The organism is Kocuria arenosa (assembly GCF_042879215.1).
Classification (GTDB): Bacteria; Actinomycetota; Actinomycetes; order Actinomycetales; family Micrococcaceae; genus Kocuria; species Kocuria arenosa.
The window spans coordinates 216,123-240,257 of the sequence record NZ_JBHZTA010000004.1 but is presented as its reverse complement, the minus strand read 5'-3'; the positions used below and the strand labels follow the sequence as shown (position 1 = coordinate 240,257).

Annotated in this window: 18 protein-coding genes; 8 read left to right on the top strand and 10 right to left on the bottom strand. The window is 72.1% G+C overall.

The window, feature by feature from the left end; genetic code table 11:
• Positions 1-6: 6 nt before the first annotated feature.
• Together ACFYE3_RS09455 and ACFYE3_RS09450 are read left to right on the top strand one after the other, a co-directional pair.
• On the top strand, positions 7-1,542 hold the full coding sequence (locus ACFYE3_RS09455) for a CoA-acylating methylmalonate-semialdehyde dehydrogenase (protein WP_387608372.1): 1,536 nt from the start codon (positions 7-9) through the stop codon (positions 1,540-1,542).
• A 166-nt stretch (positions 1,543-1,708) separates the two neighbouring features.
• Complete coding sequence (locus ACFYE3_RS09450; protein WP_387608370.1) at positions 1,709-2,746, top strand: Gfo/Idh/MocA family protein; 1,038 nt, start codon at positions 1,709-1,711, stop codon at positions 2,744-2,746.
• Between the two features lie 102 nt (positions 2,747-2,848).
• Here the strand turns inward: ACFYE3_RS09450 and ACFYE3_RS09445 are convergent, their stop codons facing one another.
• Positions 2,849-3,856: a LacI family DNA-binding transcriptional regulator gene (locus tag ACFYE3_RS09445; protein ID WP_387608369.1), complete on the bottom strand. Its 1,008-nt coding sequence runs from the start codon at positions 3,854-3,856 to the stop codon at positions 2,849-2,851.
• A gap of 191 nt (positions 3,857-4,047) precedes the next feature.
• Here ACFYE3_RS09445 and ACFYE3_RS09440 point away from each other — a divergent pair, with 191 nt between their 5' ends.
• Together ACFYE3_RS09440 and ACFYE3_RS09435 are read left to right on the top strand one after the other, a co-directional pair.
• Positions 4,048-5,226, top strand: a complete 1,179-nt coding sequence (locus ACFYE3_RS09440) for a Gfo/Idh/MocA family protein (protein WP_387608368.1) — start codon at positions 4,048-4,050, stop codon at positions 5,224-5,226.
• Positions 5,223-6,230, top strand: a complete 1,008-nt coding sequence (locus ACFYE3_RS09435) for a sugar phosphate isomerase/epimerase family protein (protein WP_387608367.1) — start codon at positions 5,223-5,225, stop codon at positions 6,228-6,230. The genes ACFYE3_RS09440 and ACFYE3_RS09435 overlap by 4 nt, the downstream gene beginning before the upstream one ends.
• Positions 6,231-6,308: 78 nt before the next feature.
• Here ACFYE3_RS09435 and ACFYE3_RS09430 read toward each other — a convergent pair whose 3' ends face one another.
• The 4 genes from ACFYE3_RS09430 to ACFYE3_RS09415 all read right to left on the bottom strand — a co-directional run bounded on the left by ACFYE3_RS09430 (position 6,309) and on the right by ACFYE3_RS09415 (position 10,355).
• Positions 6,309-7,139, bottom strand: coding sequence for an aldo/keto reductase (locus tag ACFYE3_RS09430; RefSeq protein ID WP_387608366.1), 831 nt, complete (start codon positions 7,137-7,139; stop codon positions 6,309-6,311).
• Positions 7,136-8,623 (bottom strand): MFS transporter, encoded by a 1,488-nt coding sequence (locus ACFYE3_RS09425; protein WP_387608365.1) that lies wholly within the window; start codon positions 8,621-8,623, stop codon positions 7,136-7,138. The genes ACFYE3_RS09430 and ACFYE3_RS09425 overlap by 4 nt, the downstream gene beginning before the upstream one ends.
• Positions 8,624-8,631: 8 nt before the next feature.
• Positions 8,632-9,549, bottom strand: coding sequence for a 5-deoxy-glucuronate isomerase (gene iolB, locus ACFYE3_RS09420; protein WP_387608364.1), 918 nt, complete (start codon positions 9,547-9,549; stop codon positions 8,632-8,634).
• A 65-nt stretch (positions 9,550-9,614) separates the two neighbouring features.
• Positions 9,615-10,355: a GntR family transcriptional regulator gene (locus ACFYE3_RS09415; protein WP_387608362.1), complete on the bottom strand. Its 741-nt coding sequence runs from the start codon at positions 10,353-10,355 to the stop codon at positions 9,615-9,617.
• Between the two features lie 190 nt (positions 10,356-10,545).
• Here ACFYE3_RS09415 and ACFYE3_RS09410 point away from each other — a divergent pair, with 190 nt between their 5' ends.
• The 4 genes from ACFYE3_RS09410 (at position 10,546) to ACFYE3_RS09395 (ending at position 14,772) form a co-directional block, all read left to right on the top strand.
• Positions 10,546-11,574, top strand: coding sequence for a substrate-binding domain-containing protein (locus ACFYE3_RS09410; RefSeq protein WP_387608360.1), 1,029 nt, complete (start codon positions 10,546-10,548; stop codon positions 11,572-11,574).
• A 29-nt stretch (positions 11,575-11,603) separates the two neighbouring features.
• Positions 11,604-12,704 (top strand): ABC transporter permease, encoded by a 1,101-nt coding sequence (locus tag ACFYE3_RS09405; RefSeq protein ID WP_387608358.1) that lies wholly within the window; start codon positions 11,604-11,606, stop codon positions 12,702-12,704.
• Entirely contained in the window at positions 12,705-13,625 is a 921-nt protein-coding gene (locus ACFYE3_RS09400; protein WP_387608355.1) for an ATP-binding cassette domain-containing protein, read from the top strand.
• A gap of 82 nt (positions 13,626-13,707) precedes the next feature.
• Positions 13,708-14,772, top strand: coding sequence for a Gfo/Idh/MocA family protein (locus ACFYE3_RS09395; protein ID WP_387608353.1), 1,065 nt, complete (start codon positions 13,708-13,710; stop codon positions 14,770-14,772).
• 34 nt (positions 14,773-14,806) lie between these two features.
• On the opposite strand, the gene purU is transcribed toward ACFYE3_RS09395, so the two are convergent.
• The 5 genes from purU to ACFYE3_RS09370 all read right to left on the bottom strand — a co-directional run bounded on the left by purU (position 14,807) and on the right by ACFYE3_RS09370 (position 24,123).
• Positions 14,807-15,673: a formyltetrahydrofolate deformylase gene (gene purU, locus ACFYE3_RS09390; protein ID WP_387608351.1), complete on the bottom strand. Its 867-nt coding sequence runs from the start codon at positions 15,671-15,673 to the stop codon at positions 14,807-14,809.
• Positions 15,674-16,297: 624 nt separating this feature from the next.
• Entirely contained in the window at positions 16,298-17,443 is a 1,146-nt protein-coding gene (locus ACFYE3_RS09385) for a VIT1/CCC1 transporter family protein (RefSeq protein ID WP_387608349.1), read from the bottom strand.
• Positions 17,444-17,686: 243 nt separating this feature from the next.
• The gene (locus ACFYE3_RS09380; RefSeq protein WP_387608346.1) at positions 17,687-18,925 is read right to left on the bottom strand and encodes a benzoate/H(+) symporter BenE family transporter; all 1,239 of its coding nucleotides are present in this window, start codon (positions 18,923-18,925) and stop codon (positions 17,687-17,689) included.
• Positions 18,926-19,108: 183 nt separating this feature from the next.
• Positions 19,109-20,521 carry a TY-Chap domain-containing protein gene (locus ACFYE3_RS09375; RefSeq protein ID WP_387608343.1) on the bottom strand — a complete coding sequence of 471 codons (1,413 nt, stop codon included), beginning with the start codon at positions 20,519-20,521 and terminating at the stop codon, positions 19,109-19,111.
• A gap of 200 nt (positions 20,522-20,721) precedes the next feature.
• The gene (locus ACFYE3_RS09370; protein ID WP_387608340.1) at positions 20,722-24,123 is read right to left on the bottom strand and encodes a DEAD/DEAH box helicase; all 3,402 of its coding nucleotides are present in this window, start codon (positions 24,121-24,123) and stop codon (positions 20,722-20,724) included.
• Positions 24,124-24,135 lie beyond the last annotated feature (12 nt).

Here is a 24,135-nt window from a genome sequence, read left to right as displayed (position 1 = left end):
AATCCCATGACTCAGCAGATCGACAAGACCGACCAGCAGATCCAGCACGTCGAGCACTTCATCAACGGCAAGCGCACCCCCGGCACCGGGGACCGCACCCAGGAGATCTACAACCCCGCCACCGGCGAGGTGTCCGGCATCCTGCACCTGGCCACCGACGAGGACCTGCAGACCACGGTGGCCGCGGCCCGGAAGGCCGCGGACTCGTGGGGCGACGTGTCCCTCTCGAAGCGCACCGCCGTGCTGTTCAAGTTCAGGGAGCTCGTGGCCGCCCACACCGACGACCTCGCCCGGCTGATCACCGCCGAGCACGGCAAGGTGCTCTCCGACGCCAAGGGCGAGGTGGGCCGCGGCCTCGAGGTCGTCGAGTTCGCCTGCGGCATCGCCGAGCAGCTCAAGGGGGAGTTCTCCGACCAGTTCTCCACCGGCATCGACGTCTACTCCTTCCGCCAGCCCCTCGGCGTGGTCGCGGGCATCACCCCGTTCAACTTCCCCGTCATGGTGCCGCTGTGGATGGCCCCCGTCGCCATCGCCACCGGCAACGCGTTCATCCTCAAGCCCTCCGAGCGCGACCCCTCCCCGGCCCTGCTGATCGCCGAGCTGTGGCAGCGGGCCGGCCTGCCGGACGGCGTGTTCCAGGTCCTGCACGGCGGCAAGGAGGCCGTGGACGGGCTGCTGACCCACCCGGACGTGGACGGCATCTCGTTCGTGGGCTCGACCCCGATCGCCCAGTACGTGCACGAGACCGCGACCAAGCACGGCAAGCGCGTCCAGGCACTTGGCGGGGCGAAGAACCACGCGATCGTGCTGCCGGACGCGGACATGGACTCCGCGGCCGACAACCTCACGGCGGCCGCCTTCGGCTCCGCCGGGGAGCGCTGCATGGCCGTGTCCGTGGCCGTGGCCGTGGGCGAGGCCGCGGACCTGCTGGTGGACAAGCTCGCCGCCCGGGCCAAGGACATCACCGTCGGCAACGGCATGGACGCCTCCTCCGACATGGGCCCGGTCATCACCCCCGCCTCCCGGGACCGCGTGCGCCGGATCGTCACCGACGCCGAGGAGGCCGGCGCCGCCGTCGTCGTGGACGGCCGTGACCTGATCGTGGCCGACCACGAGGACGGCTTCTTCGTGGGCCCCACCGTCCTCGACAAGGTGGCTACGGACATGCAGGCCTACGAGGAGGAGATCTTCGGGCCCGTCCTCGTGGTGCTGCGCGTGGACACCCTCGACGAGGGCATCGAGGTCATCAACGCCAACCCGTACGGCAACGGCACCGCCATCTTCACCTCCTCGGGCGCCTACGCCCGCCAGTTCAAGCGGCAGGTGACCGTGGGCATGATCGGGATCAACGTCCCGATCCCCGTGCCCGTCGCCTGGCACTCCTTCGGCGGCTGGAAGGCCTCCCTGTTCGGCGACCACCACATCTACGGACCCGACGGGGTGCGCTTCTACACCCGTGGCAAGGCCGTCACCGAGCGGTGGCCCGAGCCGCACCACGAGTCCGGGGCGTCCTTCGCCTTCCCGTCCTCCTCCGACCACTGAGTCCAGCCCGTCCCAGGCACAGCGGCTCCCAGCCGCTGTGCCTGGACCTCGGGTCTCCGTCCCCGTCCCGCCCGCGAAGGTGCGGCAGGGACGGAGCGACGCAGCTTTCACCACCATCCGGACCGACCGGGTCCACACGCCCCCAGCGGGCGGAAGGAGATTCATCATGACCAAGACTCTGCGCGTAGCCGTGGTCGGAGCAGGCCGCATGGGCGCCGACCACATCGAGCGGATCCACCACCGGATCAACGGCGCCGAGATCGCCGCCGTCGTCGACATCGACCGGGACCGGGCCGAGGCCGCCGTCGCCCACATCCCCGGCGCGGTGGCCCACACGGACTTCCAGGAGGTGCTCGACCGGGACGACGTCGACGCCGCCCTGATCGCCACCCCGGGGTTCCTGCACGAGCAGGTGCTGCTGTCCGCGATCGAGCACGGGCTGCCCACGCTGTGCGAGAAGCCGCTGACCCCGGACGCGGAGTCCTCCTGGCGCGTGGTCGAGGCCGAGGTGGCCGCCGGCCGGCAGCTGATCCAGGTCGGCTTCATGCGCCGCTTCGACGCGGGCTATCTCGCCCTGCGCCGGATGATCGAGGAGCAGACCTACGGGGAGCTGCTGACCCTGCACCACCAGCACCGCAACCCGACCACCCCGCCCGGGTTCACCAACGAGATGATCATCAACGACTCCGTGGTGCACGAGTTCGACGCCGTGCGCTTCTTCACCGGGGAGGAGATCACCTCGGTCCAGGTCCGGATCGGGCGCTCCACCCGCAACGCCCCGGAGGGCCAGAAGGACCCGCAGCTGGTGCTGATGGAGACCGAGTCCGGGATCCTCGCCCAGGTGGAGGCCTACGTCAACGCGCAGTTCGGCTATCAGGTCGCCACGCAGGCGTCCTTCGAGACCGGCGTGGTGGGCATCGGCGGCGACACCGAGCCCTACGTCCGCACGGCCGGCACCTGGGGCGGCAGCGTCACCCCGGGCTTCGAGGAGCGCTTCGTCGAGGCCTACGACCGGGAGATCCAGGCGTGGGTCGACGCGGCTGCGCGCGGGCAGATCGGCGGTCCCTCGGCGTGGGACGGCTACGCCACGGCCGCGTGCTGCGAGGCCGGCGTCCGGGCGCAGACCAGCGGGGAGATCGTGCCCGTGCGGATGCAGCCCAGGCCGGAGCTCTACAGCACGGCACCGGTGGCCGCCCGCGCCTGAGCGGCAGCGGGGGCCGGCGTCAGGGCGCGGCGGGGCGACGGCCCCGCCGCGCCCTGACGCGTTTCCCCGGCGCGGCGGCGGGGCGCTGGCAGGGCCCCGCCGTCACCCGGTCGCGCGGGGTGCCGCCGTGGAGCCGCGGACGACCAGCTCGGGCTCGAGCAGGACCGCCGCCCCCGTGTCCGGGCCCCCGCCGATCCGGGCCACCAGCCGCTCGGCGGCCACCGCGCCGATCTCCGCGTTGCGGCTGTCGACGGTGGTCAGCCGCAGGAGGTGGGTGGAGGCGATGGGGGAGTCGTCGTAGCCGACCACCGAGAGCTCCTGCGGCACGCGCATTCCGCGCTCACCGGCCGCCGCGAGCGCCCCCATGGCCATGGTGTCGTTGGCGGCGAAGACCGCCGTGGTCTCCGGAGCGGCGTCGAGCAGGCGCACCGCGGCGACGTAGCCGTCCTCCTCCGTGGTGGCACCGTGTCCGGCGACGGTGCGGGGGTCGAGGCCGGCCGCGGCCATCGCCGCCGCGAAGCCCTCCGCCCGCAGCCGGGCCGCTCCGCCGCCGCCCGTGAGGTGGCCGATGCCGCGGTGGCCGAGGCCGATCAGGTGCTCCGTCGCCAGGCGCGCGCCGAGTCGGTCGTCGTTAGCGACGACCTCGGCACCCGGCACCACGCCCTCCCGGTGGCCGGCCACCACGACGGGCAGCCCCTCGGGCACGCGCATGGCCCCGGTCGGTTCGGTGGCGATCACCAGCCCGTCGACGCGCATCGACAGGAAGCCGTCCAGCGGGTGCGCCTCCACGTGCGCGTTGAGCGTGTGGTCGGCGACCGCGATCCGCAGCCCGTGCGGCCCCAGGCCCTCCTGCAGACCGCGCAGCAGCTCCACGAACCACAGGTTCCGCCAGTCGTCGATGACCACCCCGATGGTGCGCGTCGTCGCCCCGGCCAGCGCCGCGGCGGCCTGGCTGGGGCGGTAGCCCAGCCGCTCCACCGCCTCCAGGACGGCGGTCCGCCGGGCCTCCGAGACGCTGGGGGAGCCGCGCAGGACGAGGGACACCAAGGACTTGGAGACGCCCGCGCTCCGGGCGACGTCGTAGATGGTGGGCGGTCGAGTGTTCACCACAGCATTCTCCCCGATCGCTCTCCCGAATTTGTCCTGACAAATCTCTTGACCCGGTCCGAGGAAGATTCTACGCTCGTTGGAGCGCTCCAATCGTGACCGGTGCCACAGGGCCCGGCACGACGGCCGCTCTTCCTTCGTGTTCCTCCCGTTCCCGAACCGTCCTCGTCCCGTCCCCAGTCCAGGAGAAAAACATGACCGACAGCATCGGCATCGCCGTCATCGGCGCCGGCATGGCAGGCCAGGCCCACGCGGCCGCCTACCGCGTGGCCCCCACGCTCTACGACCCCGTCCTGCCGCCGCTGCGCTACGTCGCCATCGGCGACGTCAACGAGACGCTGGGGGCTCACGTGGCCCGCCGCTACGGCTACGAGAAGGCCCTGAGGTCCTGGGAGGCGGTCGCGGAGGACCCGGAGATCGACGTGGTCAGCGTCGTCATCGCGAACCGCTTCCACCGCCGGGCCGTCGAGGGGCTGCTGGAGGCCGGCAAGCACGTCCTGTGCGAGAAGCCGCTCAGCGACACCCTCGAGGACGCCCAGGCCATGGCCCGCGCCGCCGAGCGGGCCGAATCCATCGCCCGGATCGGCTTCACCTTCCGGCGCACGCCCGGCATCGCCGCGATCCGCGATCTCATCCAGGACGGCACCCTGGGCAAGGTCCTGCACTTCAGCGGCCGCTACTGGACCGACTACGGGTTCAACCCGAAGGCCCCGATGAGCTGGCGCTACAAGGGCGGTCCCGGCTCCGGGGCCCTGGCCGACGTCGGCAGCCACCTGGCCTACGTCGCGGAGTTCCTCTGCGGCGACATCGCCTCCGTGTCCGGCGGCCGGCTGGCCACGGCCGTTACCGAGCGGCCGCTGCCGCTGGGCGCGGTGACCGGCCACCACCTGGTGGAGGTCAGCGACACGTTCGAGCCGGTGGAGAACGACGACTACGCCGCGTTCTCGGCGGAGTTCGCCTCCGGCGCCGGCAGCCTCGAGGTCTCCCGGGTGGCCGCCGGGCACCCGAACACCCTGACCTTCGAGGTGTTCTGCGAGAAGGGCGCGGCGCGGTTCAACCAGCTGCGCCCGGCCGAGATCGAGCTGTTCCTCCACGAGGGAGCGGAGGCCACCAACGGCTACCGCACCGTCAACCTGGGCCCCGGCCATGCCTACCTGTCGCAGGGGCTGGCCATGGACGCCCCCGGCGTCGGGTTCGGCCAGAACGACGCCTTCGGCTACCAGGCCCGCGCCTTCCTCGAGGAGGTCGCCGGTGTTGACGAGTCCGTCTCGCTGCCGCGCAACGCCTCCTTCGACGAGGGTGTGCACAACATGGAGATCCTGGCGGCCGCTGTGGATTCGGCTGCCAATCACGGAAAGAAGGTCGTCCTGTGAAGCTCGGTGTCTACAACGCGATCCTGCACGACCGACCCCTGCCCGAGGCTTTGAAGGTCATCGCGGACCTGGGTCTGACCGGCATCGAGATCAACACCGGCGGGTTCCTGCCGGCCGTCCACGTGCCGAACATGGATCAGATCCTGGAGAGCGACGCGGCCCGCGACGACTATCTCGCGATCTTTGAGGGCACCGGCGTCTCGATCGCCGGCCTCAACTGCAACGGCAATCCGCTGCACCCCAAGCCGGAGATCGGCGAGAAGCACGCCGAGGACATCCGCCGCTCCATCCAGCTGGCCGAGCGCCTGGGTGAGACCCGGGTGGTCACCATGTCCGGGCTGCCCGGCGGGGAGCCGGGGGCCACCGTGCCCAACTGGGTAGTCAACGCCTGGAACTCCGGCGCCCTGGACATCCTGGACTACCAGTGGGGTCTCGTCGCCGACTTCTGGCGGGAGACCGACCGCCTGGCCGCCGACCACGGCGTGAAGGTGGCCCTGGAGCTGCACCCGCAGAACGTCGTGTTCAACACCGCCGATGTCCGCAAGCTCATCGACCTGACCGGCGCCACGCACGTGGGCGTCGAGCTCGACGCCTCGCACCTGTTCTGGCAACAGATGGACCCGGTCGCCGTGGTCCGCGAACTCGGCCCGCTGATCTTCCACGCGGCCGCGAAGGACGTGCGGATCAACACGGAGAACGCCGCGCTCTACGGTGTGCTGGACAACAGCTTCCGCCGCCTCGCGCCCGAGGAGGACCGTACCAACCTTGGTGGCGACGAGTGGGCCAACGAGTGGCCGAAGAACTCCGCCTGGGACTTCGTGGCGCTGGGCCGCGGCCACGACACCGCGTACTGGGCCGAGTTCCTCACCGCCCTGCACGAGGTGGACCCGGACATGGCGGTCAACATCGAGCACGAGGACGTCTCCCTGGGCCGCATCGAGGGTCTCGAGATCGCCGCCGGCGTCCTGAAGGACGCCGCTGCGTCCGTCGGCGCCCTGCGCTGACACCGTCCACGGACGACGACAGGGCCCCCTCCGGGTGGAGGGGGCCCTGTCGCGCACCTGGGCCGGTGGAGCGGGGGCTCAGAACTCCTCGTACTCCTCGGGGTCCTGGCCCCAGATGCGACCCTGCTCCAACCTGTCGACGGCGGCCACCTGCTCGGGACTGAGCTCGAAGTTCAGTTCCCGGTTGACGCGGCGTCGCTCCGGATTCGCGGAGGTGGGGATCGGGACGACCCCCTGCTGGACGTGCCAGCGCAGCACGACCTGACCGGTCCCGACGCCATGGGCGCGGGCGATCTCCTCCAGCGCCGGTTCGGCCAGCAGGGCCCCGCCCCGCCCGAGCGGGCTCCAGCTCTGCGTGAGGATGCCGTGCTCGGCGTGGAACTGCCGCTGCGGGCGCTGTCCGAAATAGGGGTGCATCTCGATCTGGTTCACCGCCGGGGTCACCCCGGTGGCCTCCTGCAGGTGGGTGATGTGGGCGGAGGTGAAGTTGGAGACGCCGATGGAGCGGACCAGTCCTTCCTCGCGCATCTCGATCATGGCCCGCCAGGTGTCGACGTAGCGGTCGAGCCGGGGCAGGGGCCAGTGGATGAGCAGCAGGTCGATGCGCTCCAGGCCGAGGTGCTCCAGAGAGGTGCGCACGGACTCCCGAGCCCCCTCGTAGCCGTGGTGGCGGCCGGGGATCTTGGTGGTCACCACGATCTCCTCTCGCGGGACGAACGAGCGGGCGATGCCGCGGCCCACGGCCTGCTCGTTGCCGTAGCTCAGGGCGGTGTCCAGCAGCCGGTAGCCCAGATGCAAGGCGTGCTCGGTGACTGCGGCGGAGTCCACCTCTTCGTGCGGGAAGGTGCCGAAGCCGAGGGCCGGCAGGGTCGTGGCGTCGCTGAGCGGGCGTTCGGGCAGAGCGGTCATGGTGTCCTCTTTCCTGAAGGGGGGCGGGGTGGCGCCGGGACGGTGGTGGCGTGCCCGCTGACGTGCTCGGCCACCGAAGGTGGGAGCAGCAGCGCACTGACCAGGGGCAGCAGGAGCAGGGCCGCCATGACGGCGAAGGCCGCCCGGTACGGGAGCAGGGCCCCGGCCTCGGGGAGAATTCCGGCACCGGCCGAGGCCAGCTGCAGGACGAGGGCTCCCACGGCGATCCCCAGCCCGGTGGCCAGCTGCGCGCTGGTGGCGGACAGGGTGTTCGCTGAGGAGATCTGCGCCGGTTCCACGTCGGCGAACTGCAGGGAGTTGTAGGCGGTGAACCCGATCGAGCGCAGCGCCCCGCTGGCCAGCAGCAGCATGGCGACGAGCCACAGGGGCGTGCCCGGAGCCAGGAGCAGGAACGCCGCGATGCAGACCGCGCCGCCGGACACGGAGGCGATGAGGACGGTGCGGAACCCGAACCGGCGCAGCAGCGGGGTGGTGGCCGGCTTGACGCCCACGTTGCCGAGGAACACCGCCGTGACGAGCAGACCGGACTCCACGGGCGACCGGCCGAAGCCGTCCTGGAGCAGCAGCGGCAGCAGGAACGGGACCGAGCTGACGACCGCCCGGTAGACGAAGCCGCCCGAGTTCGCCGCCCGGTAGCCAGCGATCCGGTAGACCCGCAGGTCCAGCAGGGGGTTCGCGGTGCGCAGCAGCCAGCGCACGGCGACGGCCCCGCTGAGGGCCGCGACACACAGCAGCCCGACCGCGGTGCCGGCCCACCCGGCGTGCGGGACGAGCTGCAGACCGGCGACCAGGCCGAACACGGCGACCGTGCACCACAGCAGCCCCGGCACGTCGAGGGACCGGTGTTCGGTCTCCGTGTCGCGGACGAGCCGCAGCGCCGCGACGAGGGCCGCCGCGCCCACCGGGACGTTGATCAGGAAGATCCAATGCCAGCTCGCCCAGGAGGTCAGCAGCCCGCCCACGAGCGGGGCCAGCACGGGCGCGAGCAGCGCCGGCCACGTGATCCAGGCGATGGCCCGCAGCAGATCGCGCCGGTCCGTGGCGCGCAGGACGATGAGCTGCCCGACCGGGACCATCATGGCCCCGCCGAGGCCCTGAAGGACCCGCGCGGCCACCAGTGCCGGGAGGCTGCCGCCGGCGGCGCACAGGAGGGAGGCGAGCGTGAAGACGACGATGGATGCGCAGAACACCCGCCGGGGCCCGAACCGGCCGGCGAGCCAGCCGCCCACGGGGATGAACGTGGCCACCGTGATGAGGTAGACGGTCATCGCGAGGCTGATTTCGGCGCTGCCGACGCCGAGATCGGCCGCGATGCTCGGCGCCGCGGTGACGAGGATCGTGCCGTCGAGGTGCTCCATGAACAGCACGGTGGACACGAGCAGCGCGAGCCGGCGGCTCCACGTGCGGGCGGTCCCGTCGTCCGGGGGACGACTCCGGGTGCGGTCGCCCGGACGGATCGGCACGGAACCGGTCAGCGGCCGAAGGGCAGCCGGGGGTCGACGGCCGACTCGTCCCAGGTCCGGCGGATCCAGCCGTGGTGGGGGTCGTCGCTGATCAGCCACTCCCGCACCCGGCCCGGGCCGGCCATGACGTTGAGGTAGTACATGTCGTAGCCGGGGGTCGCCATGGCGGGTCCGTGCCAGCCGTAGGGCACCAGGACGACGTCGCCCGAGCGCACCTCGGCGCTGACGTCGATGGGGCGGTCGTCCGAGGCGTAGACCCGCTGGTAGCCCATGGGGTCGGTGCCGCCGGACTCCGGGGCGGGCATGCCCTCGGCGAGCTGGGTCTCGAAGTAGTAGATCTCCTCCAGCGCCGTCTCCCCGTCCTTCTCCTCGTCGTGCTTGTGCGGGGGGTAGGAGGACCAGTTGCCGGCGGGGGTGAGCACCTCGCACACGATGAACCGGTCGGCCTCGAGCGCGGCGGGCGTCCCGAAGTTGTGCACCTGCCGCGAGCAGCTGCCCGCCCCGCGCAGCTCCACCGGGATCTCGTCGCGGGTCACGAGCCGCGTCGGGTGCTCCGCGCGGGCCGGCGCCGAGGCCACGGCGACCCGGCCGCCGGTCGCGGTGGACACGGTCAGGTCCCGGCGGATCCCGGTGTAGAGGACGTCGGTGGGGCCGGCGAAGACGGAGGCGCGGCCGGCGAGGTCGTAGCTCTCACCGTTCGTCTCGGCGGTGAAGCTCCCCGCCAGGGGCACCACGATGCGCTCCTCCTCGGCGGCGTCCAGGTGGATCCGTCCGCCCGGGGCGAGGTCGGCCACGCGCAGGCCCGTGTGGGCCCAGCCGGGGACCTCGGTGGCGGAGTCGTGGCCGCCCAGGGAGACGAACCAGCCGTCCTGGGCGGCGGAGTCCTTGGGGTGGACCCATTCGGGGCGGGAGCTGTCGATGTGCATGGGTCGGTGTGCCTTCCGGTGTCGTCGTCGTGCGGTGGTCTCGGGCCGCGGCGGTGGTCCGGCGCTCAGCGCTGGACGAGGGTCAGCTCGAAGGTGTACTTGTCGGCCCGGTACACGTGCCGGCCGGTCTCCACCTGCCGGCCGAGGTCGTCCATGGCGGTGCGGTGCATGCTGACCAGCGCGGCACCCGGCTCGACGCCCAGCTGCTCCGCCTGGAACGCATCCGACGAGACGGCGCCCACCCGCTGGTGGGCCAGCTGGAAGTTGACGCCCTGGCCGCGCATCAGGGAGTACAGCCCCTCCTGCTCGAGCTGCTCGCGCGTGAGCTCGCACAGCGAGCAGGGGATCCAGTTCTCCATGAGGGCCAGCGGCTCGCCGTCCGTGCTCCGCAGGCGCACGAGGTGGTAGACCTCGTCGCCCGGCGCGATGCCGAGCAGCAGCGCCACCTCGTCGTCGGCGGGGACCCGTGCGAAGTCCAGCACGTCCGTGCTGGGACTGCCTCCGCTGCGCTGGAGGTCCTCGTGCAGACTGGTCAGCTCCAGCGAGCGGCGGACCTGGCTGCCCACCACCTGGGTGCCCACGCCGCGCTTGCGCACCAGCAGGCCGGCACGGACGAGCTGGTCCATGGCCTTGCGCATGGTGGGGCGGGACAGGTTGAGCCGGTTGGCGAGGTCGATCTCGTTGTCCAGCTTGGTTCCCGGGGGCAGCTCACCGCTGCGGATCGCGTCCTCGAGCCCCTGCGCCACCTGGTGGTAGAGGGGCACGGGGGAGGTCTTGTCGACCGTGAGACGGAGTGGGCCGGACATGGTGGACCTCCAAGGGGTGGATCCGAGCGGGCGGGACCGCCGACTTCCTCAATTGTGAACGCAGAGATGTGAATATGTCCATACATTCTATTGACATCTGTGATCCGGGTCACCCAGGATGATCCCCAAGCGGACGGCCGAGGCGGCGCCTGGAGGCGCGCGGCCCCGCAGTGACACGAGGAGAACTCCCATGACTGCACGACGCGTTTCCCCCGAGATCCCGCGGCCGAGGGCGCCCCGACGCCTCCTGGCGGCCGCCGCACTGCTCGCCCCGGCCCTGGTGCTCGCCGGCTGCTCGTCCGAGGGCGGCCGGGAGACCGCGGCCGAGGGCGAGGGCGGGGGTGGCCAGGTGGCTCAGACCGAGTCGATGAAAATTGCGATGGTCACCCACGCTCCTCCCGGGGACACGTTTTGGGACACCATCCGGACAGGTGCAGAGGAGGCCGCCGCCAAAGACAACGTCGAGCTGCTCTACGCCTCCGACGCCGAAGCAGGCCGCCAGGCCCAGCTCGTGCAGCAGTACATCGACCAGGACGTCGACGGCATCGCCGTAACCCTGGCTACGCCTGACGCGATGCGCGATGTCTTGGCCAACGCCGAGGAGGCCGGGATCCCCGTAGTCTCCCTCAATGCGGGAGAGAACGAATTCCAGGAGCTCGGCGCCTTCGCCCACTTCGGCTCGAACGAGCAGCTGGCCGGGGAGACGGCCGGTCAGCGGCTGAAGGAGGAGGGCATTCAGCACCCGATCTGCGTCATCCAGGCTCAGGGCCACGTGGGGCTGGAGGCCCGGTGTGCTGGTGTGAAGGAGGCGCTGCCGGAGACGGAGATCCTCTACGTCCAGGGCACCGACATGACCCAGGTGTCCTCCACCGCCACGGCCAAGCTGCAGGCCTCTCAAGAGGCGGACGCGATCATCGGCCTCGGCGCTCCGATCACCATGACCCTGCTCGAGGCGAAGGAGTCGGCCGGCAGCGACGTCACCGTGGCGTCCTTCGACATGAACGGCGACCTCGCCCAGGCCGTCGTCGACGGCGACGTGCTGTTCACCATCGATCAGCAGCCGTGGTTGCAGGGGTACCTGTCCGTGGACTCCCTGTGGCAGAACCACCGGGGCGCCTTCAAGATCGGCGGCGGCCAGCCGACGCTCACCGGTCCCGCCGTCGTGGACTCGTCCAATGCCGAGCAGGTCCTCCAGTACGCCCAGGAAGGCGTCCGCTGAGCGGGCCCGGGAACCAGGAGCAGAAGACCATGACCTCCACCCGTACACCGGCCGCCGCACCGGCGCCGGACCGCGGCTCCTCCGGAGCCCCCTCCACGCCCACCGCCGCGGCCCCGGCCGACGAGCGCATCCAGACCAAGGGCCTGCTGGGCACCTTCCTGGCCCGCCCCGAGATCGGGGCGCTGGTCGGGGCGATCGTGGTGGCGCTGTTCTTCGCCGTCGCCGCCCCCTCGATCACCCAGGCCCAGTCCATCTCCACCGTGCTCTACGGGGCCTCGACCATCGGGATCATGGTGGTCGGGGTGTCCCTGCTGATGATCGGCGGGGAGTTCGACCTCTCCACCGGTGTGGCCGTGATCACCTCCGCGCTGGCCGCCTCGATGTTCAGCTGGTTCTTCGCCGTCAACGTCTGGGTCGGGGTGGGCATCGCCCTGCTGACCTCCCTGGCGATCGGGCTGATCAACGGCTGGCTGCTGATGCGCACCAAGCTGCCCTCCTTCATCGTGACCCTGTCGACCTTCCTGATGCTCACCGGGCTCAACCTGGCCCTGACCCGGCTGATCGGCGGCTCGGTGTCCTCCCCGTCGATCAGCACCATGGACGGGTTCGCCTCCGCCAAGGCGATCTTCGCCTCCTCGGTCAACATCGCCGGGGTGAACGTGCGGATCACCGTCTTCTACTGGATCGCCCTGGTGGCCGTCGCCACGTTCATCCTGCTCAAGACGAAGATCGGCAACTGGATCTTCGCCGTGGGCGGGGACGAGAACGCCGCCCGCGCCGTGGGCGTGCCGGTGGCGCGCACCAAGATCGGTTTGTTCATGGGCGTGGGCCTGTGCGGGTGGCTACTGGGCATGCACAACCTCTTCGCCTTCGACTCCGTGCAGTCCGGGGAGGGCGTGGGCAACGAGTTCCTCTACATCATCGGCGCGGTGATCGGCGGGTGCCTGCTCACCGGCGGCTTCGGCTCCGCGATCGGCGGGGCCCTGGGCGCGCTGATCTTCGGCATCGCCTCGCGCGGGATCGTCTACGCGGAGTGGAACCCGGACTGGTTCAAGTTCTTCCTCGGCCTGATGCTGCTGCTGGCCACCATCGTGAACATGTACGTGCGCAAGCGCGTCGAGAGGAAATAGGTGACCGCCGTGACGACGCACCAGCCCACCGAACCCACCCCCGGCCCCCGCCCCGCCGCCCCGAACGGCGCACCGGGCTCGACCGCCCTCGTCGAGCTCCAGGACGTCGGCAAGCGCTACGGCAACATCATCGCCCTGCGCGAGGTCACCATGACCGTCGAGGCCGGGAAGGTCACCTGCGTGCTCGGTGACAACGGGGCCGGCAAGTCCACCCTGATCAAGATCATCGCCGGTCTGCACCAGCACACCGACGGGACCCTGCGGGTCAACGGGCAGGAGACCACCTTCACCTCCCCCCGGCAGGCCCTCGACGCCGGGATCGCCACCGTGTACCAGGACCTGGCCGTGGTCCCGCTGATGCCGGTGTGGCGCAACTTCTTCCTCGGCTCCGAGCTCACCACCGGGTTCGGGCCGTTCAAGCGCCTGGACGTGGCGAGGATGAAGGAGATCACCAAGCAGGAACTGGCCGACATGGGCATCGACCTGCGCGACGTGGACCAGCCCATCGGCACGCTGTCCGGTGGTGAGCGCCAGTGCGTGGCCATCGCCCGGGCGGTGCACTTCGGGGCGAAGGTGCTGATCCTCGACGAGCCCACCGCGGCCCTGGGCGTGAAGCAGTCCGGGGTGGTGCTGCGCTACATCCTCCAGGCCAAGGAACGCGGCCTCGGGGTGGTGTTCATCACCCACAACCCGCACCACGCGTACCCGGTGGGGGACCGGTTCCTGCTGCTCAAGCGCGGGCGGTCCATCGGCTACTACGAGAAGAAGGACATCCTGCTCGGAGACCTCACCGCCCAGATGGCCGGTGGCGCGGAACTGGAGGAACTCACCCACGAGCTCGAGCAGCTCGGCGGGCACACCACCCAGATGCAGCAGGTGAAGGCCGACATGGCCGAGTCCCAAGCCCGCCCCCGCGCCTGAACAGACCCCGGTCCCGCACCCTGACGGCTCGGGGTGCGGGACCGGTCCCACAGCACAGCCCCCTGTCGAGAGGAACTCTGCCATGACCGTCCGGATCGGGCTGATCGGCGCCGGCCGCATCGGCGCCATGCACGCCGCCCACCTCGCCGCCCTGCGTGATCCCGGGGGCGAGCCGGCGGTGCGGTTGAGCCTCACGGACGCCGTGCCCGAGCAGGCGGTCGCCGTGGCCGGCCGGACGGGTGCGGTGCCGATGCCCATGGTCCGGGCGCTGCTCGACGACGGCGTGGACGGCCTCGTCGTCGCGACCGGCACGGCCACGCACCCGGAGCTGATCCAGGTCGGCCTGGCGGCGGGGCTGCCGGTCTTCTGCGAGAAGCCGGTGGCGCTGTCCGTGGCGGAGGCGCTGCCCCTGCTCGACGAGATCGAACGAGCGCAGGGCGTGGTCCAGATCGGTCACCAGCGCCGTTTCGACCCCGGCTACGTCCGCGCCCGGGAGCTCTACGCGGCCGGCGAGCTGGGCTGGTTGCACACCGTGCGCGCCGTGACCGGTGACATGACCCCGCCGCCCGTCGAGTTCCTGGCGACGTCCGGCGGGCTGTTCCGGGACTGCTCCGTGCACGACGTCGACGTCCTCCGGTGGATCACCGGCCGCGAGGTCGTCGAGGTGTACGCCCGCGGGTCCAACCGCGGGGACCCTCGGATCGGCGAGGTGGGCGACGTCGACACCGCGCTGGCCGTGCTCACCCTCGACGACGGCACGGTGGCCACCGTGGCCGCGACCCGCTACAACGGCGCGGGCCACGACGTGCGGCTCGAGCTGCAGGGCTCGAAGGGTTCGGTGGCCGTGGGGATGGACGAGCACATGGCCCTGCGCTCGGCCGAGCCCGGGGTCGGGTTCCCGGCCGGACCGCCGCACACCACGTTCCACGAGCGCTTCGCCGAGGCCTACCGCCGCGAGATGGCGGCCTTCGTGCGGGTGGTGCGCGGGGAGATCCCGAGTCCCTGCACGGCCCGTGACGCCGTGGCCGCCTCCTGGGTGGCCGACGCCGCGCAGCGCTCGCTCGAGACGGGCGCTGCGGTCCGGGTGGAGCCGCTCGGGACATCCGACGACTCGGCGCACGCGGTCCGCCGCACGGCCCGAGCGTGAGCGAGCCCGGGCTCCCCGCTGCGCGGGGGGCGGGTCAGACCAGGACGATGGTGCGGTTGCCGGAGAGCACCACGCGGCCCTCGGCGTGCCACTTCACCGCCCGGGACAGTGCCTGCATCTCGGCGTCGCGGCCCACCGCCACGAGGTCCGCCGGGGTGTGGGCGTGGTCCACGGGCATGACCCGCTGGGCGATGATCGGGCCCTCGTCGAGGTCCGCGGTCACGTAGTGGGCGGTGGCCCCCACCATCTTCACGCCCCGGGCGTAGGCCTGGTGGTAGGGCCTGGCGCCCTTGAACGAGGGCAGGAAGGAGTGGTGGATGTTGATGCACCGCCCCGACAGCTCGCGGGTCAGCTCGTCGGAGAGCACCTGCATGTAGCGTGCCAGCACGACCAGCTCGACGTCGTAGCGGTCCACGAGGTCGAGCAGCCGGCCCTCGGCCTGCGGCTTGGTCCCGGCCGTGACGGGGATGTGGTGGAAGGGGACCTCGTGCCACTCCACGAGGCTCTTGTGGTCCAGGTGGTTCGAGACCACGGCCACGATCTCGATGGGCAGCTCACCGATCCGGGTGCGGTGCAGCAGGTCCGTGAGGCAGTGGGAGAAGCGGGACACCATGACGAGCACCCGGGTCCGGCGCTGCACGGAGACCAGCCGGAACCGCATGTCGTGCTGCTCCGCGACCGGGGCGAAGCCCTCCGTCAGGGAATCGACGGTGGCCGTGCCGGCCTCGCTCACGGTGTGGCAGCGGATGAAGAACTCGTCGGTGAAACGGTCGGAGAAGTGCTTCACGTCGAAGATGTCGCAGCCCTGCTGCGTCAGGTTGGACGTGATGGCGCTCACGAGCCCGTGGGCCTCGGGGCAGTGGACGGTCAGGACGTGTTCGACGGTCCCCTGGGCGGGCATGGGCGGGCTCCTCGGCGCTGGTGACGGGTGCGCCGCGCGGTCCGGTCTCGACGACGACGGGCGCGGCCCTCCGATCCTAGCCCCAGCGCGCAAGAGACCCGGGCGGCGTGCCGTGCAGGGCGGCCGGGCCGGGAGTGCGGTGTAGACCGATGGCCGCGGGAACGGGCGGTAGGAGTCCGCCCGGCGCGGGGAGAGATGCGCCTCCCATGGAGGACCCGCGGCCATCGGCAGGCGTTGAACGCCTCAACAGAGGAGAGCCGTGGGCTGAGCGGCTTTCAGAACACGGATGCCGCAGACGGTGCACCCCCCAGTGCGTCCGAATCGGTCCGACCCGTGCAATTTCCCCCATTGCTGTGGTTCTCACCACGATCGCAACCTTATCCGAAGCGGCACCGCGTCCGCACCCGGTTTCCCCAGGGAATTCTCGGGACGGGCCGCGCACGCCCGCCGGGTGGGCCGTCGTGGGCCGGCCCACCGGGCCCCGGGCCGCTGGAACAGTGGAGAATCCGGCTCCGACCGGCCCGTTCGTGGCCGGGCGTTCGGCAACCCGGTCCGCCGCTCGCCCCCCCTGTCCCCGTAAGTGAGGACAGCATCCGTTGGGCTCGGTGACGCCCGGCGGCCGGGTCAGGCGACGCTCGTGTTGAACAGCAGGCCGAGGAGACAGGTGGCCAGGGCGGCGCCGTAGCCGATGGCCAGCTGGCGCAGGCCGCGCTTCCAGGGGGAGGCCCCGGAGAGCAGGCCGACCAGGCCTCCCGTGACCAGCAGGGCGAACCCGACCAGCACGAGGGCGACGAGCATCGCGGGGACACCCGTGAGCCCCACGAGGTACGGGAGGATCGGGATGATCGCCCCGGAGGCGAAGAAGCAGAAGCTGGACGCCGCGGCCCCCAGGTCCGTGCCCAGGGCCACGGTGGAGTGCGGCTCCGGCTCGTCCTCGACGGTGTCGCGGAACGACCGTGAGGGGTCGCAGTCGCACTCGAAGAAGCCCAGCCGCTCCGCGGCGCGGTGCTCGGCGGCCTCCTCGCTCATGCCCCGGGCCCGGTAGATCAGCACGAGCTCGTTGGCGTCCAGGTCCAGGTTCGGTGCCACCTGCAGCGTCACCTGGGTCGGCTGGGAGGCGTCGAGCAGCTCGCGCTGCGAGCGCACGGAGACGAACTCCCCGGCCCCCATGGAGAGCGCGCCCGCGAGCAGTCCGGCGATCCCCGCGAAGAGCACCATCCCGGGAGAGGTGCCGGTGGCGCCCACGCCCATGACCAGTGCGAGGTTGGACACGAGGCCGTCGTTGGCGCCGAAGACCGCCGCCCGGAAGTTGCCGGAGAGCTTGTGCCGGCCCTCGGTGGCGAGGGCGCGGATGATCTCCTCGTGCACCGCCTCGTCGGCCGCCATGGCGTCGGACGCGTCCTCCTCCCGCTCGTAGGGAGAGCGGCTCTCGGCGCGCTGGATCAGGGCCAGGACGAAGACGGAGCCGAAGTGCGTGGCGAGGAAGACCAGCAGTCGGGAGTACAGGGACGGCCGGGCCTCGGCCTCCGCGTGGGGGCCGAGCAGCCGGACCCAGTGCTCGGCGTGGCGCTGCTCGGCCTCGGCGACCTGGTGCAGGATCTCCTGCTCCCGGCCGGTGCTGCGGGCGGCGAGGAGGTGGTAGATCCGCGCCTCGGCGCGTTCCTCCGCGAGGTACTTGCGCCAGCGGCGGATCTGCCCGCGGTCGGGCCGGGCCGGGCGGGCGGGGTCTCCGCGGGGGGCGGGGGAGTGGGAGTCGGGTGCGGGTGTCATGGGGCCTTCCTCGGAACCGGTGCGGCCCGGGGCGCGCGGGGTCCGATCTGGGGGTGCAGTGCGGTCCGGAAGGTCTCGTTCGCCCGTGGGACCGGGTGGGCTGCCGGGACTGCTCGTCGAGACCGGGATGGCGACAGACCGACGGGTGCACGGCACCCGGGAACTACTCCCCTTCGCTTCCCGACGAGTGTAGACCCGCGGTGGCGGCCCCGGGATTCGGTGCCCCGAAGCCGTGCGGGGCGCTCAGCGGGAGCCGGCCGCCGCGGGGCGGCGCAGGATCGCGTACGCCGCGATGCCCGCGAGCATGCCCCAGAACGGGGAGACGATGCCGTAGGGGGCGATCCCGGAGACCGTGACCACCAGGGTGATGAGCGCCGCCTCGATGACCGCCGGCTGGTGCCGGCCGGGGTGCATGCTGTCGAAGAAGGAGCCCTGCAGCGCACCGAGCAGGGCCACGCCGGCGAGGGCCGTGATCATGCCCGGGGGGATCGCCGAGAACGCGGCGACGATGGTGTCCGCGAACAGGCCGAAGAGGAGGTAGAAGACGCCGCACGAGACGCCGGCCACGTAGCGCCGGTCGATGTGCGGGTGGGACTCGGGGCTGGTCGCGATGCCCGCGGTCACGGCGGCGAGGTTCAGGGCATGGCTGCCGAAGGGCGCGAAGGCGACCGACGCGACGCCCGAGGCTCCGAGCAGCAGGCGGTCCCGGACGGCGTAGCCGGCCGTGTGCATCATGGCCAGTCCCGGGGCGTTCTGCCCGGCCGCGGTCACGATCAGCAGCGGGATGCTGATCCCGGCGATCGCCTCCCACGAGAACGTGGGCGCGGTCAGCACCGGCTGCGTGAGGGACAGGTCCAGGGCCACGGGCTCGATCCGCCCCCGGACGAGAGCCGTCAGCACGCCCAGGCCCAGTGCGGCGAAGACGGCGTAGCGGGGGAGGAAGCGCCGGCCCAGGAGGTAGCCGAGGACGAGGGCGCCCGCCACCCACGGGTTCTCGACGACGGCCGCGGCCACCTTGATGGAGAAGGGGAACAGCACGCCGGCCAGGACGGCGGCGGTGATGGGCTGGGGCACCGCGGCCAGGATCCGGCCGATCAGACCGGTCACGCCCAGGAGCAGGCCCAGGACTCCGGTGACGACATAGGCGCCCACCGCGTCGGAGAAGGGGTGGTTGCCGAGGGAGGTGATGAGCAGTGCCGCCCCCGGGATGGACCACGCCACCATGACGGGCTGGCGGGTCCACAGGCTCATGAGGACGCACGTGATGCCGGAGCCGACCGAGACGGCCCACACCCAGGAGGAGGTGAGCTCGGGGCCGAGTCCACCCGCCCGGGCGGCTTCGAGGACCACGAGCACGGGCCCCGAGTAGGAGACGACCACGGCCACGAATCCCGCGAGGGTCGCCGACGCCGACCAGTCCCGCCCGAGGCCGCGGCCCGGCTGCCCGGCCTGCCGGGTGGTGCTCGGGACGTGGTGGCTCATGGGGTGCTCCTGGAGGGCAGAGTGGGATGACAGAGCCGGACGGCAGGACGGGCTGCCGGAACTGGATGACAGCACCCGGTGACGGAACAGCGGACCGTGCCAGCCTAGGGCGCCGCCCTCCGTGGGATAAATATCAGTCCTGCATGATTCCCCGCGTCCGGCGTATGAGTCGGCCGGTGGGGCTCAGGAGTCGACGGTGTCCGGCGCCGCCGGAGAGCGCCACTGCCGGCGGTCGGGGGCGATGACGGAGGCCTCGTCCCGGGTCTGCGCGGGGAAGGAACCCACGCCCCAGTGGAAGCGGTACGGGTCGGCGCAGCCCCAGCCGAAGCGCAGGCCCTCGACGAGCTTCTGCGCCGCCTCCGGGAAGCCCAGCGGGGCGGTGGTCCACGGCTGGTCCGAGCCCGTGGGCTCGTTCCACTCGTCCTCGTGGAAGAAGGTGGCGTCCACGGGCCAGGCCGCGTGCGTGAGCTGCCCGCCCGAGAGCACGGCGCACTCCACGCCGTGCGGGCCGACCCCGGCCCACGCGACGGGCGCCTCCGACCGGTCGTCGTCGCGCTCGTACTCCACGACGAGGAAGTCGTTCCAGGGCAGCCGCGCGAGCACCGTGGCGATGAGCCGGCGGAGGTCCTCCCACACCTCCTCGCCGGCCACCGGGGTGACCGCGTCCGGCAGGACCACGCCGATGCCGGCGCGGCCCAGCATCTCCTGTGCCTCCGGCGTGGCCAGGTCGGACCAGGTCCTCGTGTCGGCGAAGCCGTCCCCCAGGGACTCCCCGACCGGCTGGCGGGCCGAGGCGAAGCGCATGGCCTCCTCCCAGGAGCCGAAGAACCGGCGGACGCCGTCGAAGTAGGGCCGGGGGGTGCTGCCCGCCTCCTGCTCGACGACCCACCGGCCGTAGCGGGCCGTGGTCGGGTGGTGGCCGGTGCTGCGGCAGTGGGAGAGGAACGCCGTCACGGCGGTCGCGTACTCCTCCTCCGTGAAGACGTGCTCGAGGGCGGGCTCGGCGCCGGCCTGCAGCCCGATCCGCCCGAGCGCCAGGTCCCACCGCCCGCCGCCCAGGCGCTGGGAGACGATGCGCTGGGGCACGGGCCAGTGGTGGGCGAGCACGCACAGGAAGTCGGACTCCGTGCACAGTCCCAGCCGCGCGATCTCGTAGCTGTGCGCGCTGAGGGGGCGGCAGGAGGACTTCTGGGCGCAGTGCTGCTGGGCCGCCCCGATCAGAGCCAGGGCCCGCCGGGTGATCGAACCGTCGGCGTCGGACGCCGCGAGCAGCCCGGTCACGTCACGGACCAGCTGCGCGCTGAGGTTCAGCGCCGCGTAGTCGGGGGCCGGGGCCAGGCCGAGGTGCTGGGCCATGACGAGCCACACGCCGGCGCCGACCGCGCCGTCGTTGATGTCCGGGGCGGCGGCGTCCCGCGGGAATCGCTGCCCCAGGTGTGCGATGGCCGCGTCCAGCAGGACGGGGGACTCCTCCGGGAACAGCAGCTGGAAGCGCATCCGCACCTGGCCGCGGGTCATCCCGCGGTCGGCCATCGCGTGGATCAGCGAGCCATAGCGCTGCACGAACGCTGCGAGACCCGCCACGGCATGAGGCATGGTGGGTCCTCCGGTCGGATGGTCGGAACGGCTCGGGGAAGGTGCCCGGGCCGAGGGGGCCGCGCCGTCGTACGACACCACGCCGCCGCACGACACCACGCACTTCCGATGCTAGTCCCTGCTCGCCGGTCCCTGCACGTGCGGTGGAATGTGACCCTCTGATGACGGGTCCCGGACCAGCTGGTGCACGAAGCCGCAGGTCAGGGCGAGAGCAGGCCCCGGATGTCCTCCGCGGTGAGGGCGCTGGAGAACATCCTGTCGTCGTCCAGCACAGCGGTGAACAGCCTGGCCTTGCGCTCCTTGAGCGCCATGACCTTTTCCTCGATCGTGTCCCGCGCCACGAGCCGGTAGACCATGACCTTCTTCTGCTGGCCGATGCGGTGGGTCCGGTCCACGGCCTGCTCCTCGGTGGCCGGGTTCCACCACGGGTCCAGGAGGAAGCAGTAGTCCGCCTGGGTGAGGTTGAGCCCGAATCCGCCGGCTTTGAGGCTCACCAGGAACACAGGGACCTCACCGGACGTGAACCGCTCGAGCACCCGGGCCCGGTCCGTCGTCGAGCCGTCGAGGTAGGCGTAGGGGATCCGCAGCTCGTCCAGGCGGGCCGCCGCCTTCTTGAGGAAGCTCGTGAACTGGCTGAACACCAGCGGCCGGTGGCCCTCCGCCACGATCTCGGGCAGGTGCTCGAAGAGCAGGTCGAGCTTGCTCGAGGAGACGTCCGCCGTGGGGTCCACGAGGGACGCGTCGAGGCTGAGCAGGCGCAGGGTGGTCAGGGACTGGAAGATCGTGAACCGGTTGCGGTCGAGGTCGCGCAGCAGGCCCAGGACCTTCTGCCGCTCGCGCTGCAGGCGCGTGTCGTAGATGCGGCGGTGGGCGGGGGAGAGCTCCACCTCGATGGTCTGCTCGAGCTTGGGGGGCAGCTCGAGGTCCACGGACTCCTTGGTGCGGCGGAGCATGAGGGGCTTGACGCGGCGGCGCAGCCGGGCGAGGGCGGCGGCGTCCTCCCCGCGCTCGATGGGGCGCTGGTAGGTCTCCGTGAACTTCCGCCGGGACGGGAAGAGGCCGGGCGCGGTCAGCGACAGCAGCGCCCACAGCTCCACGAGGCTGTTCTCGAGGGGGGTGCCCGTGATCGCCAGCTTGAACGGGGCGTCGAGGTCCTTCGCGGCCCGGTGCGCCTTGGTCCGCGGGTTCTTCACGAACTGCGCCTCGTCGAGGAGGATCCCCGCCCAGGGCAGCGCCCGGTAGGCGGGCTCGTCCAGGCGCAGCAGGGTGTAGGAGGTCACCACCACGCGGGCACCCGCGGCGGAGTCCGCGAGCTCGGTGCCGGCCTTGGCCTGGGTGTCGGTCACGCCCACGACCGGCAGGGACGGGGCGAAGCGCCGGATCTCCGCCGTCCAGTTGGGCACCACGGAGGTCGGGGCGACCACCAGGAACGGCGGGAGGTCCGGGTCGCGCTCGACGGCGCGGCAGATCAGGGCGATGGCCTGCACGGTCTTGCCCAGACCCATGTCGTCGGCGAGGATCCCGCCCAGGCCGTGGTCCCACAGCACGCTCAGCCACGAGTAGCCGTCGCGCTGGTACGGGCGCAGCTCGGCGTGCAGGGTCGCGGGGACGGGCGGCGCCTCGACGGCCTCGAGCTCGAGCAGCGAGCGCACCCCCTCCCGCCAGGCCTCGGCCTGGTCCGTGTCCGTCGCGACGTCCTCGAAGTCCTGCCACAGCCCGGCCTGGTGCCGGTGGATGCGCAGCGGCCCCTCGGGGGTCTCCTGCAGCGAGCGCGCCTCGGCGATGAGCTCCCGCAGCCGGTCGAACTCGGGGCGGTCCAGGGAGAACCACGACCCGTCCGGGGCCAGCATCACGTCCTGGCCGAGGTCGAGGGCGCGGAAGACGTCGGCGAAGGAGATGTAGAACTCGCCCACCTTGACCGTCACCCCCAGGTCGAACCAGTCGCGGCGCTCCGTGGCGGCGGTGCTGACGGTGATGGTGGGCGGGTCGGCGATCTGCTGGTACGCCCGGCGCCCGCCGGTGTGCTCGATCCGCAGGTCCGGCACCTTCTCGAGGGCGGGCAGCCACTCGCGCACGAGCACCAGGGCGTCCTGCGCCACGTAGCTCGAGCGGCGGAAGTCCACGCCCGGCGCCCGGTGCCGGACCGCGGCGGTGACCGCGGTCTCCCAGGACGACTCGCGGTGCACGGGCTCGTCGGCGAGCGGGTCCTCGGGGCGGAAGGGCAGCAGGATCCGGTCGTGGCCCTTCTGGTACTCCCACTCCCAGCGGGCGCGGATCGTGAGCTCCTGGTGCTCCAGGGTGAGCACCAGCTCGGGGTCGGCGACCTGCGGCAGCTCGATGGACCCGTCCCCGGTGTCGACGTCCATGCTGCGGTGCAGCCGCGGGAAGTACCGGTCGAAGAACTCCTCGACCTCGTCCTCGGGGATCCGCAGCCCGCCCGCGGTGTCCAGAAACCGCCGCTGCTCGCGGGTGAGCCGGGTGGCCAGGGGCACGAGGCGCAGCGGGAAGGCGTTGAGGTCCTCGGTGTCGGCGACGTCCTGCGGGTCGCCGTCCGGGGCGAACAGCCCGTGCCCGGGGTCGCCGATGATCCGGGCGGTGCCGAGGGCGATCCGGCGGCCGCCGCTGTCCACCGTGGGCCGCAGCTCGAGGTCCTTCCCGGGCCCGCGCAGCACGTCCACGTGGAAGCGTCCCGGCTCCTCGACCGTCACGGGCAGCCCGTGCTCCCGGCCGACCAGGGTGATCCCGGCGGCCTCCGCCCGGGCGAGGATGCCCCAGAGCAGGGGGGAGGCGTAGGAGTCGAGCCGGATCCAGTGCCGGTCGTGCACCGCGTACGGGGAGCGGGTGGCACTCAGCGCCCGGAGCTCGTCGAACCAGTCGACCTGCGCGGGGCTCAGCGACCACCGGCCGGCGTCGGCGGTGACGCTCTCCCAGTCCAGCCCGCCCTTGATCCACCCGCCCCGCCGGCCCCGGCGCACCGGGCGGACGTAGAGGTGCCACGGCGAGCCCGCGCGGCCCGTGCCGTGCACGTACCGGTACGGCTCCCGGCGCAGGTCGAACTCCAGGGCCACCCCCTCGGGCTCCTCGGCGGGCGGTTCCGCGGGGCCCGGCCCGCCCAGGATCTCGGTCAGGGCGTCCTTCCAGTCGGGTGCCCCGCCCCGTCGCGCGGACGCGGGGCCCATCGCGGACCCGGGGCCCACCGTGGACGTGGGGCCCAGCACGGACGCGGAACCCTCCGGGAGCGCGGTGCCGCCGGCCGGGGACGACGGCGCCGCGGTCCCGCCCTGCTGGTGGGCCCGGACCGCGGTCTCGAAGTTGTGGCGCAGCACCGTGGCGACGGCGTGCTTGCAGAACCCCCCGGCCGGGCAGCTGCACCACGCGGGCCCCGGCGCGCCGCCGGCCCCGACGTGCACGGAGACGGAGTACACCGACCCGGAGCCCTCGACCTCGGCGGAGAGGCTGCCGGCCCCCTCCGCACGCGGGGACCACCGCACGGCGCGCACGCGACCGGTGCGGAAGTACTCCTGGCCGCGGCGGAAGACGGCGGGCCCGGAGGCGGCGACGAGCCGCCGGGAGTCCACGAGGGGACCGGGAGGGGAGTGCATCGTCCCACCGTA